The following is a 13,532-nucleotide window of genomic DNA, read 5'->3' as shown; positions in this document are numbered from 1 at the left end:
AAGTACCGTGCCTTTTGTCTATCGACTTGTGACAGATCAATAGATTTAGTTAAAAGCATCGCCGGCAAGGCCGACTCCCACAGGGTCACCGGTGCATGCAAGACCAGTGGGAGCTGGCCTTGCCAGCGATCAGACCTCCAGGTAATCCAGAATCCCTTCAGCGGCATTACGCCCTTCGAAGATCGCCGTCACCACCAGGTCAGAACCGCGGACCATATCGCCACCGGCGAAGATCTTCGGGTTGCTGGTCTGGTGTTTGAACGCACCTTTCTCCGGTGCCACAACGCGGCCCTGGCTGTCGGTCTGGATGCTGAACTGCTCGAACCACGGCGCCGGGCTCGGACGGAAGCCGAAAGCGATAACCACGGCATCGGCCGGGATGATCTCTTCGGAGCCCGGGATCGGCTCGGGGCTGCGGCGGCCACGGGCATCCGGCTCGCCGAGACGGGTCTCGACCACCTTCACACCCTCAACCTTGTCTTCACCGACAATCGCGATCGGCTGACGGTTGTAGAGGAACTTCACGCCTTCTTCCTTGGCGTTCTTCACCTCTTTGCGCGAGCCAGGCATGTTCGCCTCGTCACGACGGTAGGCACAGGTCACCGCTTTGGCGCCCTGGCGGATGGAAGTGCGGTTGCAGTCCATCGCCGTGTCGCCACCACCGAGCACCACGACCTTCTTGCCCTTCATGTCGACGAAATCTTCCGGCGACTTTTCAAAGCCCAGGTTGCGGTTGACGTTGGCCACCAGAAAATCCAGGGCATCGTGCACGCCAGGCAGGTCTTCACCGGGGAAACCGCCCTTCATGTAGGTGTAGGTACCCATGCCCATGAACACTGCATCGAACTCTTCGAGCAGTTGTTCCATGCTGATGTCTTTGCCCACCTCGGTGTTGAGGCGAAACTCGATGCCCATGCCGGTGAAGACTTCGCGGCGATTGCTCAGCACGGTCTTTTCCAGCTTGAACTCGGGGATGCCAAAGGTCAGCAGACCACCGATTTCCGGGTTGCGGTCGAACACCACCGGGGTCACCCCGCCGCGCACCAGCACGTCGGCACAGCCCAGGCCGGCCGGGCCGGCACCGATAATGGCGACACGCTTGCCGGTCGGCTTGACCTTGGACATGTCCGGGCGCCAGCCCATGGCGAAGGCGGTGTCGGTGATGTACTTCTCCACCGAACCGATGGTCACCGCGCCGAAGCCGTCGTTGAGGGTACAGGCACCCTCGCACAGACGGTCCTGCGGGCACACCCGGCCGCAGACTTCCGGCAGGGTGTTAGTCTGGTGCGACAGCTCCGCGGCGGCGAGGATGTTGCCTTCGGAGACCAGCTTCAACCAGTTGGGGATGAAGTTGTGTACCGGGCACTTCCACTCGCAGTACGGGTTGCCACAGCCCAGGCAGCGGTGGGCCTGTTCGGCCGACTGCTGGGGTTTGAAGGGCTCGTAGATTTCCACGAACTCTTTCTTGCGTTGACGCAACAGTTTCTTCTTCGGATCCTTGCGCCCGACCTCGATGAACTGGAAGTCATTACTCAGACGTTCAGCCATGTTCTAAACCTCATCAAACTCTTCAGGCGCATATCACTGCGGGTTGGCACGGGTGCTGGACAGCAGGTTCTTCAGGTTTGCCGCCTTCGGCTTGACCAGCCAGAAGCGCCGCACGTAATCGTCCAGGTTTTCCCAGAGCTCACGCCCCCATTCGCTGCCGGTTTCTTCGACGTATTCCGCCAGGACACGCTGCAGGTGGCTGCGATAAGCCTCCATCGCTTCGCCGCTGATGCGCTGGATTTCCACCAGTTCATGGTTGAGCTTGTCGACGAAGCTGTTGTCCATATCCAGCACGTAGGCGAACCCGCCGGTCATGCCAGAGCCGAAGTTGTAGCCGGTCTTGCCCAGTACGCAGACAAAACCACCGGTCATGTATTCACAGCAGTGATCACCTGTGCCCTCGACAATCGCGTGGGCACCGGAGTTACGCACGGCAAAACGCTCGCCCGCGGTGCCAGCGGCGAACAGCTTGCCGCCGGTGGCGCCGTACAGGCAGGTGTTGCCGACAATGGCACTGTGCTGGGTGGCGAACGGGCTGCCCGCAGGCGGCACGATCACCAGCTTGCCACCGGTCATGCCTTTACCGACGTAGTCGTTGGCATCACCTTCGAGGTACATGTTCAGGCCGCCGGCGTTCCACACCCCGAAGCTCTGACCGGCAGTGCCCTTGAAGCGGAAAGTGATTGGCGCCTTGGCCATGCCCTGGTTGCCGTGCAGACGCGCGATCTCGCCGGAGATCCGCGCACCGATGGAGCGGTCGCAGTTGCAGATGTCCAGCTCGAACTCGGCGCCGGACAGGTCACGAATGGCCGGCAGGGCCATGTCGACCATCTTCTCGGCCAGCACACCCTTGTCGAACGGCGGGTTGCGGTCGACTTCGCAGAACTGTGGCTTGTCGGCCGGCACGTGCGGGCTGCCCAGCAGCGGGCTGAGGTCGAGGTGCTTCTGCTTCTCGGTTTCGCCGGGGAGCATTTCCAGCAGGTCGGTACGCCCGATCAGCTCGCCGAGGCTGCGCACGCCCAGCTTGGCCAGCCACTCACGGGTCTCTTCGGCGACGTAGGTGAAGAAGTTCACCACCATGTCGACGGTGCCGATGTAGTGGTCCTTGCGCAGCTTGTCGTTCTGGGTGGCGACGCCGGTGGCGCAGTTGTTCAGGTGACAGATACGCAGGTATTTGCAGCCCAGGGCGATCATCGGCGCGGTGCCGAAGCCGAAGCTTTCGGCGCCGAGGATGGCTGCCTTGATCACGTCGAGGCCGGTTTTCAGGCCGCCGTCGGTCTGTACCCGAACCTTGCCGCGCAGGTCGTTGCCGCGCAGGGTCTGGTGGGTTTCGGCCAGGCCCAGTTCCCACGGGGCACCGGCGTACTTGATCGAAGTCAGCGGCGAAGCACCGGTACCACCGTCGTAACCGGAGATGGTGATCAGGTCGGCATAGGCCTTGGCCACACCGGCGGCGATGGTACCGACACCGGCTTCAGCTACCAGCTTGACCGAAACCAGCGCCTGCGGGTTGACCTGCTTGAGGTCGAAAATCAGCTGCGACAGGTCTTCGATCGAGTAGATGTCATGGTGCGGCGGTGGCGAGATCAGGGTTACGCCAGGCACGGCATAACGCAGCTTGGCGATCAGGCCGTTGACCTTGCCGCCCGGCAGCTGGCCGCCTTCACCGGGCTTGGCGCCCTGGGCCACCTTGATCTGCAGCACTTCGGCGTTGACCAGGTACTCAGGCGTCACGCCGAAACGACCGGTGGCCACCTGCTTGATCTTCGAGCTCTTGATGGTGCCGTAGCGCGCCGGGTCTTCGCCGCCCTCACCGGAGTTGGAACGCGCACCCAGACGGTTCATCGCCTCGGCCAGGGCCTCATGCGCCTCCGGCGACAGCGCGCCGAGGGAAATACCGGCAGAGTCGAAGCGCTTGAGGATGGCCTCCAGCGGCTCGACTTCTTCCAGCGCCAGCGGCTGATCGGCGACCTTGACCTTGAGCAGGTCGCGGATCATCGATACCGGACGCTGGTCGACCAGCGCGGTGTATTCCTTGAACTTGGCGTAGTCGCCCTGCTGCACAGCAGCCTGCAAGGTGTTGACCACATCAGGGTTGTAAGCGTGGTACTCGCCACCGTGGACGAACTTCAGCAAGCCGCCCTGCTGGATCGGCTTGCGCGCGCTCCAGGCTTCGGCGGCGAGCAGCTTCTGCTCGTTCTCGATGTCGACAAAGCGTGCGCCCTTGAGGCGGCTGGCAACGCCACGGAAGCTCAGCTCGACGACTTCTTCGGACAGGCCGACAGCCTCGAACAGCTGCGCGCCACGGTAGGAACCGATGGTGGAGATGCCCATTTTCGAGAGGATCTTCAGCAGGCCCTTGGAGATGCCTTTGCGGTAGTACTTGAATACTTCGTCCAGGTCACCGAGCACTTCACCGGTGCGGATCAGATCGGCCAGCACTTCATAGGCCAGATACGGATACACCGCCGAAGCACCGAAACCGATCAGCACGGCGAAGTGATGCGGGTCACGGGCAGTAGCGGTTTCGACCAGGATGTTGCTGTCGCAACGCAGGCCCAGTTCGGTCAGGCGGTGGTGCACCGCGCCCACGGCCAGCGACGCATGCACCGGCAGTTTGCCCGGGGCGATATGGCGGTCGCTCAGCACCAGCTGGGTCTTGCCGCTGCGCACGGCTTCTTCGGCCTGGTCGGCGATGTTGCGCACCGCCGCTTCCAGGCCAACGCTTTCTGCGTAGTTGAGGTCGATCAGCTGACGCTCGAAGCCTGGGCGATCGAGGTTCATCAGCGAGCGCCACTTGGCTGGGGAAATCACCGGCGAGCTGAGGATCACCCGCGAGGCGTGCTCTGGGGACTCCTGGAAGATGTTGCGCTCGGCTCCCAGGCAGATCTCCAGCGACATGACGATCGCTTCACGCAGCGGGTCGATCGGCGGGTTGGTGACCTGGGCGAACTGCTGGCGGAAGTAGTCATAGGTCGAGCGCACGCGCTGGGAGAGGATCGCCATCGGCGTATCGTCGCCCATCGAACCGACCGCTTCCTGGCCTTGCTCGCCGAGCGGACGCAGGACCTGGTCACGCTCTTCGAAGGTGACCTGGAACATCTTCATGTATTGCTTGAGCTGGTCAGCGTCGTAGCTGGCCACGCCCTGATCGTCGCTGAGGTCAGCCTGGATGCGCAGGGCATTCTGGCGCAGCCAGCGCTTGTACGGATGACGCGACTTCAGACGGTTGTCGATGGCGTCGGTGTCGAGGATCTGGCCGGTCTCGGTGTCCACGGCGAAGATCTGGCCCGGACCGACACGGCCTTTGGCGATAACGTCTTCAGGCTTGTAGTCCCACACGCCGATTTCCGACGCCAGGGTGATGTAACCGTTCTTGGTGGTGACCCAGCGCGCCGGGCGCAGGCCGTTGCGGTCGAGCAGGCAGACCGCGTGGCGACCTTCGGTCAGCACGATGCCCGCCGGGCCGTCCCACGCTTCCATGTGCATGGAGTTGTATTCGTAGAAGGCGCGCAGGTCGGCGTCCATGGTCTCGACGTTCTGCCAGGCTGGCGGAACCAGCATGCGCACACCACGGAACAGGTCGATGCCGCCGGTGACCATCAGCTCGAGCATGTTGTCCATGCTCGAGGAGTCGGAACCGACGCGGTTGACCAGCGGGCCGAGTTCTTCCAGGTCCGGGATCAGGTCGTTGGCGAACTTGGTGCGACGGGCCTGGGCCCAGTTGCGGTTGCCGGTAATGGTGTTGATCTCGCCGTTGTGGGCGAGGAAGCGGAACGGCTGCGCCAGCGGCCATTTCGGCAGGGTGTTGGTGGAGAAGCGCTGGTGGAACACGCAAATGGCGGTCTGCAGGCGCTCGTCATCGAGGTCCGGATAGAAGGCGGCGAGGTCCGCCGGCATCATCAGGCCCTTATAGATAATGGTCTTGTGCGAAAAGCTGCAGATGTAGTGGTCGGTGTCGGCGGCGTTGGCCACGGACGAGCGACGACGGGCGCTGAACAGCTTGATGGCGAATTCCTGATCGCTCAGGCCATCACCACCGACGAACACCTGCTCGATCTGCGGCAGGCGCTCCAGGGCCAGACGGCCGAGGACACTGGTGTCGATCGGCACCTTGCGCCAGCCGACCAGCTGCAGGCCAGCGGCGAGGATCTCGCGGTTCATGTTGTCGCGGGCGGCTTCTGCCTTGGTGGTGTCCTGATTGAAGAACACCATACCCACCGCGTACTGCTTGGGCAGCTCGGCGCCGAACTGTTCCAGGGCCACCGCGCGCAGGAACTGATCGGGCTTTTGCATCAACAGACCGCAACCGTCGCCGGTCTTGCCGTCAGCGTTGATACCACCGCGGTGGGTCATGCAGGTCAATGCCTGCATGGCTGTTTGCAGAAGGTGGTGGCTGGGTTCGCCCGTCATATGGGCGATCAGGCCGAAACCACAGTTATCCTTGAATTCTTCGGGATGGTACAGACCTGTTTTCATAGACACTTTCTCACCAGGTTCGCCTCTCACCAAGGCAAATCTCTTTTAGTACAACCACTTACCATCCACGCCGAACGAACGCCAGCTTTGCGGGGGCAATAGGGGAGCCATTGTTGCACAGCGACAGGGAAGCCCACAAATTTACGACGAATAGTCGTAAGTCCATGTCGCATTTTTGAATGTTTTTAAGCGTGCGCCGTGGTAACGGCATGGCTTGAGTCTGAAGCGTTTCAGCCTGGACTGCAAGATGGGCTTGTGGCCGGCAGTCTGGGACAGAAAAGCCTGCCGCGTTTTTACGCAGCAGGCTTGACCGTAATTCAGGAGTCGCTCAGCGGGTGGCGGGGGTAGTGCCACCCGACTAGATCAGCGGGTCGCGGCCAGTTCTTGTTGGACGCTGGCAACGGTACGTGGCCAAGGTTTACCAGCCTGGACCTTGGCTGGCAAGGCTTTGATTGCAGCCAGCGCTGCATCACGGCTGGCGAAGTTGCCGTAAGTGATCACGTACAGCGGCTTGCCTTGCAGGTTTTTCTTGAAGTAGCGATAGTCGCCACCCTGGGCTTTCACGTAGGCCTGGGCGGAAGCCTCGGAGCTGGTGCCGAGGATTTGCACGACATAGTTGCCCGGCTTCTGCCCGGCGTACCAGCTGCCACCTGCGGCCGGCTTGGCGGCAGGCTTCTCGGCAGGTTTTGGCGCTGGCTTGGCCGTTGCAACCTGAGTAGATGCAGGCTTGGCTACAGGTGCAACCGGCTTGCTGGCGACCGGCGCAACCGGTTGTGGCACCGGAGCAACAGGTTGGGCCTGGGCGACCGGCTGTGCCGGCGCAGGTGCAGGGCCGGCAGAAACGCCCGCTGGCGGGGCAATGGTGGTGACGGTCGGCGGCTGCAGCACGGTATCACCGGCCGGACCACCCTCTTCGCCATCACCCATACCGGTGGACTCGGCCAGCGGGCCGCGCATCACCGGCTGCGACTGACCTACCAGCGGCAGTGGCATGGGTTGCGAGTTACCGGCGAACTCGATCGCCGGACCGCCATTGTTCGACTGTGCATTGCCTGGCTGACCCTGGCCCAGTGGCAGTTGCGCTTGTTCTGCAGGCGCGGTGGGCGCCTGATCGCCTTTCTTCGGCATCAGCACCGCCGCGGCAACGGCGACCACAACGACAGCAGACAGCGCCAGCACGTGTTTCTTAGGCATATTGAACCCCATTGATGGTCGCTTGGCCGTGGTCCGGCTGGCGATCATGGCTTCGATCAAGGTATCGCGGGCGACCTGGTTGATTGCCCCAGGCCAGCCATCCGAGTTTTGGTGAATATCGACAATCTGTTCGCTGGTGAACACCTCGATCCCTCGCCCGGCACCTTCCAGGCGCTGCTCGAGGTATTCCCGGGTCTCTTCTTCGCTGTAGGGCGCAAGCTCGATGACATGGAAACGCTCCAGGTCAGCATTGAGCTCTTCCAGCCCGGCGATCAGTGACGGCTCGCCGAACAGAAATACATGCGGACGCCCTTCCGGAGTGCCCGCCGCCAGCTCCAGCAAGGCTTGGAGTGCCGACTCGTCGAGTTGTTCCGCATCGTCCACCAACAAGTAGACTTCTTGCCCGGTCAACGCCAGCTGCACCACCTGGGCGAGCACCTCTGGCACTTCAGGCTGGGCAACACCCAAGGCCTGGGCGACCTGACCGAGAACGCTGGCGGCATCGCTGGCGCCGCGCGCGGAAACCACAACACTCTGCACCGATTGCTTGTTGGTGCTGGCAACCAGGGCCTGGCGCAGCAGGGTCTTGCCGCTGCCTTGCGGACCGGTGACCACCAGCAGCAGCTGGCTGTAGCGCGCCAGATGGTGCAGCTGGCCAAGCACCGGCTTGCGCTGGGCCGGGAAGAATTTGAAACCCGGCACCCGTGCAGCGAAGGGGTCGTGGTTCAACTGGTAATGGCCGAGAAAGGCCTCGTCGGCATGCAAACTAGTCATCGGACGCTCATCAACCTCAAAGCTGGGCCACGATCGCGCGGTAATCCGCGGCCAGCGTGGCCTGAAGAATCTCTTTCGGATAGTCGTCGGTGACCACCGCTTCGCCCATTCGGCGCAGCAGGACCAGACGCAGACGACCGTCGAGTACCTTTTTATCTACTGCCATGTGCCCCATGAACTGCGCCGGGGTCATTTCCTCTGGCGGCACCAGCGGCAAGCCTGCCTGCTGGAACAGACGGATACCACGATCACGCTCGTGCTGGCTGATCCAGCCCAGGCGCATGGACATCTCCAGGGCCATCACGGTACCCGCTGCCACGGCCTCGCCATGCAGCCAGACACCATAACCCATGTGGGTTTCGATGGCGTGGCCGAAGGTATGGCCGAGGTTGAGGGTGGCACGTACGCCAGACTCGCGCTCATCGGCACCGACAACGGCGGCCTTGGCCGCACAGGAACGCGCAATCGCCTCGGTCAGGGCTACCTGATCCAGGCCGCGCAAGGCCTCCATATTCGCTTCGAGCCAGCTCAGGAACGGTTCGTCACAAATCAGGCCGTACTTGATCACTTCGGCAAGGCCGGCCGACAGTTCGCGCGGCGGCAAGGTGTTGAGGCTGCGGGTGTCGATCAGCACCGCATTGGGCTGATAGAAGGCACCGACCATGTTCTTGCCCAGCGGGTGATTGATACCGGTCTTGCCGCCCACCGAAGAATCGACCTGGGACAGCAAGGTGGTCGGCACCTGGATGAAATCCACGCCACGCTGGTAGCAAGCGGCGGCAAACCCGGCCATGTCGCCGATCACCCCGCCACCCAGGGCAACCACGGTGGTACGGCGGTCGTGGCGGGCCGTGAGCAAGGCATCGAAAATCAGCTGCAGGGTTTCCCAGTTCTTGAACGCCTCGCCATCGGGCAACACCACCGGCAGTACCGAATAGGCACCCAAGGTCTTGCTCAGACGCTCGAGATAAAGGGGCGCGACAGTCTCATTGGAGATAATGGCGACCTGCCGGCCGGCAATATGTGGCGCCAGCAGTTCAGGCTGATCCAGCAGGCCTTCGCCAATGTAGATCGGGTAGCTACGTTCGCCCAATTCGACCTTTAGTGTCTGCATGTGTCCCCACAATGAACGAGGCGCGGCATCGATGCTCGACCCGCGCGATAACGGTGTGCCCTGTCATGGCATGACTGGTCGCCGAGGATAGTCCTGGCCTAACGGGGCGGCAACTTCTGCAAGCGCTCGAGAATATCCTGCACCACCATCCGCGGCGGCCGTTCGTCGGTTTCCACGACCAGGTCAGCAATCTCGCGGTAGAGCGGATCGCGGATCTCCAGCAGGGCGCGCAAGGTCGCCTCCGGATTGGCGGTGCGCAGCAATGGACGGTTGCGGTCACGCGCGGTGCGCCCGACCTGTTGCTCGACCGAGGCGTGCAGGTACACCACCCGCCCGCCGGCATGCAGGGCCTGACGATTGGCATCGCGCATCACCGCGCCTCCGCCAGTGGCCAGGACCACGCCATCGAACGCGCACAGCTCGGCGATCATCGCCTGCTCACGGTCACGAAAGCCCGGCTCGCCTTCCTTGTCGAAGATCCACGGGATATTGGCGCCAGTACGCAGTTCAATTTCCTTGTCGGAATCCTTGAACGGCAGGCGCAGCTCTTTGGCTAACAGGCGACCGATGGTGCTTTTACCAGCACCCATGGGCCCCACAAGTATCAAATTTCGCACAGAATCAACGACTCACAGCAATCGCCTGGTCACTCATGATACGCGGAGTCAGGAAGACCAGCAGCTCGGATTTTTTCTCTTGTAGAACATCGCGACGAAACAGCCGCCCAACATACGGCACATCGCCGAAAAATGGCACCTTGTCGACAACTTTACTTTGCACCGTTGAGTACACGCCACCGATCACGATGGTCTCGCCATCGCTGACGCGAACCTTGGCGTTGACCTCGTTCTTGCGGATCGGGGGCACCTGGGCCAGGGCATTGAGGTAGTCCGGCTCGTCCTTGGTCACCTTCACCGCCATGATCACCCGGTTGTCCGGGGTGATCTGCGGCGTCACCTCCAACGACAGCGACGCCTCACGGAAGGTCACCGAGGTCGCGCCACTGCCACTGGTTTCCTGATACGGCACTTCAGTGCCCTTGAGGATTCGCGCGGTTTCCTTGTCGGCGGTGACCACCTTGGGCTGGGAGATGATTTCCCCATTGCCGGATTTCTCCATGGCACTGAGCTCAAGGTCGAGCAGGACGTTGTCGCGCACCAGCCCCACACCGATGGCCGAGGTGGCCCGCTCTGCCCCCAGGTCGACAAAGGTGTCGGCGCCGCCCAGAACCAGACCACTACCCAGATTCAGCTCCCCGCCCCAGCGCACGCCCAGGCTCCGTTCGTAGTCGACATTCGCTTCAACGATCCGTGCTTCTATCATGACCTGGCGCACCGGCACATCCAGGCGGGCGATCAACTGACGCAACTCCTCCAGGCGCTCGGGCGTCTGGCGCACGATCAGGGTGTTGGTTCGCTCATCGACACCCAGCGCCCCCGCCGCGGCATCGAATGGATCGTTATCCATCAGCGACTGAAACACGGCGGCGATGTCTGCCGCCTGGGCATAGTGAATCGGCAACAGTTCACGCCGTGTCGGCACCAGGCCGGCCACTTGCTGACGACCTTCCAGCAGCTGCCGCTCCCGTCCGGCCAGTTCACCGATGGGCGCTACCAGCAGGACATTGCCTTCGGAGCGTTGCTCCAGGCCTTTGCTGCGCAGCACCAGGTCCAGCGCCTGCTCCCAGGGCACATCCTGCAGACGCAGGGTGACCTTGCCCTGCACTGCATCGCTGGCGACCAGGTTGACCCCGGAAAAATCAGCCAGCACCTGCAGCACCGAACGCACCTCGACATCCTGGAAGTTCAGCGACAAAAGCTCGCCCGGTGGAGCGCTATTAGCCGACACCGGGCCAACAGCCTGCAGGCTAAACAACCCGGCGAATACCGCCCTAATCCATCCTGCCCTCATCTGCGACCTCCCTGGTCCACTGCTTTATCCCGCGCCTGCAGGTTGCTTCATGCTCAGCGTTCGACGCCGCTCGCTCCAGCCCTTGCCCGGCACAAACACCTGCTCGGCTATTTCGATCTGCCGCTCCTCGATGTTCACCACCCGCCCTTGGTCACGCCCCAGGCGATCACCCAGCTGCAGGCGATGGACAAGGCCAGCGACTCGCAACAAGGCAAAGCGCACCGGGCCACGGGCAAGACTGCCAATCATCTCGAACTGGTCGAGGGGCAAGGTTTGCAGGTACTGGCGGTGCGGTATCAGCGGCGGAGGTTCGAACGGATTGCGCGTAATGTCCGGCGCCGCAGGTACGGGCTCTGGCGCCAACCCGGAAAGGTCCGGGACTGCACTCGTCAGCCGGCTGCGGTAAGCGCTCAGGCGTACCTGTAAATGCAGGCCCGACTGCGTTGGCAGCAAAGAGAAGTCCTGCAAAGTGATCAGTCGAGGCAGGTACGCAAGGCCGTGGACAAAGGCAAGCAATGCCGGGTAACTACCCTGTAACTGAAGCTGCACGGGCTGTTCGATGTGCTGGTCATGGAGGACTTCCGCCAACAGTTCCACCTGTTCAACGAACACTCCGCTCGACTGCCCCTGATAGGCAATGCCTTCCAGCAAGTCGGCCAGTTCACCACCGGTGGCCAACCTCCAGCGCGCCTCATCAAGGCGCTGGTACGCCGCAGCTCGTTGCGCCTCATGGGTGGCCAGCGCCAGCGCGCCTGCGGCCTTCTCTGCCTGCTCGATCCGCAAGAACTGCGACTGTTCGGCGCCCTGCTCGATCTCGACGAAAAGCGCCCGCAGATGAACGATGTAAGCAAGCCCCAGCAGCAGCGCCAGACAACCCGCCAGCAATAGCGTCTGCCTGAGCGGCGAGCCCGCCGCCCACTGCTGCCATCTAGCGATGGCCAAGACGTTCAAGACTCGCCCCTCAAGGTCACGCTCAGCTCGAACGTCTCCCCCTCATCCACTGCCTTCATTTGCTGCAACTCGGCCTTACCGAGCGCATCAGAAAGGTTGCGCAACAGTTGCGCGACCAATGAACCGGAATGCGCCAGCCCGTGGATATGCAGGCGCGCGCCTTGCCGCGTCAGCGCCGTGAGCTGCACCCCAGGGGGCACAACGCGTTCAAGCTGCTTAAGAAGATCCACCAGAAACACGCGCTTGCCCTGCAGAGACTCCAGCGCCTGCAGCCTACCCTGGATCTGCTCCTGCTCAATTTTGTGCTGCGCTATCTGCACCAACTGTGCATCGAAGCCGTCGATAACCTGTTGGATCGCGGCGTTCTCGACGATCTGGCGCTGCTGCGCCTGGCGCCCCAGAAGATCCGCCAGCACGGTAACAAGAACCGCCATCAGCCCTACGCCGAGCAGCGCCAGCTGCATGCGGCGGATACCGGCCTGAAGCTTTTGCTCCCGCCAGGGCAGCAGATTCAAGCCAGGCATCGATCGTCCTCGCGCATTGCCAACCCGCAAGCGACTGCAAGGCACGAGGCTTGCGCCGTCAAAGCGCAGGACTGCAGACCTGGCGCCAGGAGTAGATGTTTGAATGGATCGGCATGACGTACCTCGAGGCCCAGGCGCTGCTGCAGGTGCCGGGGCAAGTCCGGATCCAGCGCAGCGGCCCCTGCGAGCAGCACCTGATCCGGCAATGCCCTCCCCGGGCTGGACAACAGGTAGTTGTCCACAGCCGTCGCCAACGACTGAGCAAAGCCCCTCTGGGCAGGCAGTCGGACTTCGCGACGCACCGACACAGCCCCTTCATCCCGCTCGTGAATCACCAGGACATCGGCTTCGACTTGCAGTAACAGGCCATCCGCCTGTAACGCACGCTGCAAGGCGTGACTGTCGGGCTCAACCACACAGGCCCGTATACCAGCGAGTTCAAGGCTGGCCTGGAGCACTTCCAGCAACGCCAGATGACAAGCGGCAACGAGCACCCGCTGGTGCTGCGACTGGTCAGGATCAGGGCCCATGACCTGAAAGTCGATTGCCGCATCCTCAAGCGCAAAAGGCACGAACTGACCGGCATCGGCTGGCAGACGCCCGGCAATCGCCTCGTCGTCCAGATCTGCCGGCATCGACAGCAGCTTTTCGATTACCAGTCCGGCTGGCAGCGCAACGGCGGCCCTGCGCACCTTCCCTGCACCACGCCGGACCGCCTCAAGCAAGGCCGCCCCGACCTGCTCGGGATCAGCAATCCAGCCATTGTGCATGGCCGTCGCCGGCAAGGGCTCAAGCGCCCAGGCCTGCACGTGGTAACGGCCGCGGTGGCGGTGCAGACGCACCAGCCTGATGAATGGCGGGGTAATTTCTATCCCCAGAAGTGAACCGGCATCCTTGCCCAGACGTCCAAGCATCGGTTTTCCCTTGATCGCTGCAGGTCAACAGGGGCTATGCCCCGTCAAACCTGGCTGATTCCCTGACGGGCGCGGCAATAACGCGACCGTGCGAAAAATGCTTATAATGCCCAGCGTTTTTCC

The 13,532-nt window shown here is 62.5% G+C and carries 9 protein-coding genes; all 9 read right to left on the bottom strand.

Features of this window, described 5'->3' with window-relative positions; translation table 11 throughout:
* Positions 1-129: 129 nt before the first annotated feature.
* The 9 genes from NPS47_RS10845 to pilM all read right to left on the bottom strand — a co-directional run bounded on the left by NPS47_RS10845 (position 130) and on the right by pilM (position 13,409).
* Complete coding sequence (locus NPS47_RS10845; RefSeq protein ID WP_274294975.1) at positions 130-1,548, bottom strand: FAD-dependent oxidoreductase; 1,419 nt, start codon at positions 1,546-1,548, stop codon at positions 130-132.
* A 33-nt stretch (positions 1,549-1,581) separates the two neighbouring features.
* Positions 1,582-6,027, bottom strand: a complete 4,446-nt coding sequence (gene gltB, locus NPS47_RS10840; RefSeq protein WP_274294974.1) for a glutamate synthase large subunit — start codon at positions 6,025-6,027, stop codon at positions 1,582-1,584.
* 363 nt (positions 6,028-6,390) lie between these two features.
* Positions 6,391-7,995, bottom strand: coding sequence for an AAA family ATPase (locus NPS47_RS10835; RefSeq protein WP_274294973.1), 1,605 nt, complete (start codon positions 7,993-7,995; stop codon positions 6,391-6,393).
* Positions 7,996-8,011: 16 nt separating this feature from the next.
* The gene (gene aroB / locus NPS47_RS10830; RefSeq protein WP_274294972.1) at positions 8,012-9,109 is read right to left on the bottom strand and encodes a 3-dehydroquinate synthase; all 1,098 of its coding nucleotides are present in this window, start codon (positions 9,107-9,109) and stop codon (positions 8,012-8,014) included.
* A 98-nt stretch (positions 9,110-9,207) separates the two neighbouring features.
* Positions 9,208-9,726 carry a shikimate kinase AroK gene (aroK, locus tag NPS47_RS10825; RefSeq protein WP_274294971.1) on the bottom strand — a complete coding sequence of 173 codons (519 nt, stop codon included), beginning with the start codon at positions 9,724-9,726 and terminating at the stop codon, positions 9,208-9,210.
* Between the two features lie 4 nt (positions 9,727-9,730).
* The gene (locus NPS47_RS10820) at positions 9,731-11,020 is read right to left on the bottom strand and encodes a type IV pilus secretin PilQ (RefSeq protein ID WP_274294970.1); all 1,290 of its coding nucleotides are present in this window, start codon (positions 11,018-11,020) and stop codon (positions 9,731-9,733) included.
* A 24-nt stretch (positions 11,021-11,044) separates the two neighbouring features.
* Positions 11,045-11,971, bottom strand: a complete 927-nt coding sequence (locus tag NPS47_RS10815; RefSeq protein WP_274294969.1) for a pilus assembly protein PilP — start codon at positions 11,969-11,971, stop codon at positions 11,045-11,047.
* The gene (locus NPS47_RS10810) at positions 11,968-12,486 is read right to left on the bottom strand and encodes a PilN domain-containing protein (protein ID WP_274294968.1); all 519 of its coding nucleotides are present in this window, start codon (positions 12,484-12,486) and stop codon (positions 11,968-11,970) included. Before NPS47_RS10810 ends, NPS47_RS10815 begins: the two co-directional genes overlap by 4 nt.
* Positions 12,483-13,409 carry a type IV pilus biogenesis protein PilM gene (gene pilM, locus NPS47_RS10805; RefSeq protein WP_274294967.1) on the bottom strand — a complete coding sequence of 309 codons (927 nt, stop codon included), beginning with the start codon at positions 13,407-13,409 and terminating at the stop codon, positions 12,483-12,485. The genes NPS47_RS10810 and pilM overlap by 4 nt, the downstream gene beginning before the upstream one ends.
* Positions 13,410-13,532 lie beyond the last annotated feature (123 nt).

Source organism: Pseudomonas putida (genome assembly GCF_028682475.1).
Taxonomy (GTDB): Bacteria; Pseudomonadota; Gammaproteobacteria; order Pseudomonadales; family Pseudomonadaceae; genus Aquipseudomonas; species Aquipseudomonas putida_AG.
Note: the sequence above shows the minus strand (reverse complement) of the source record. Positions and strands in the feature narration are given on the sequence as shown.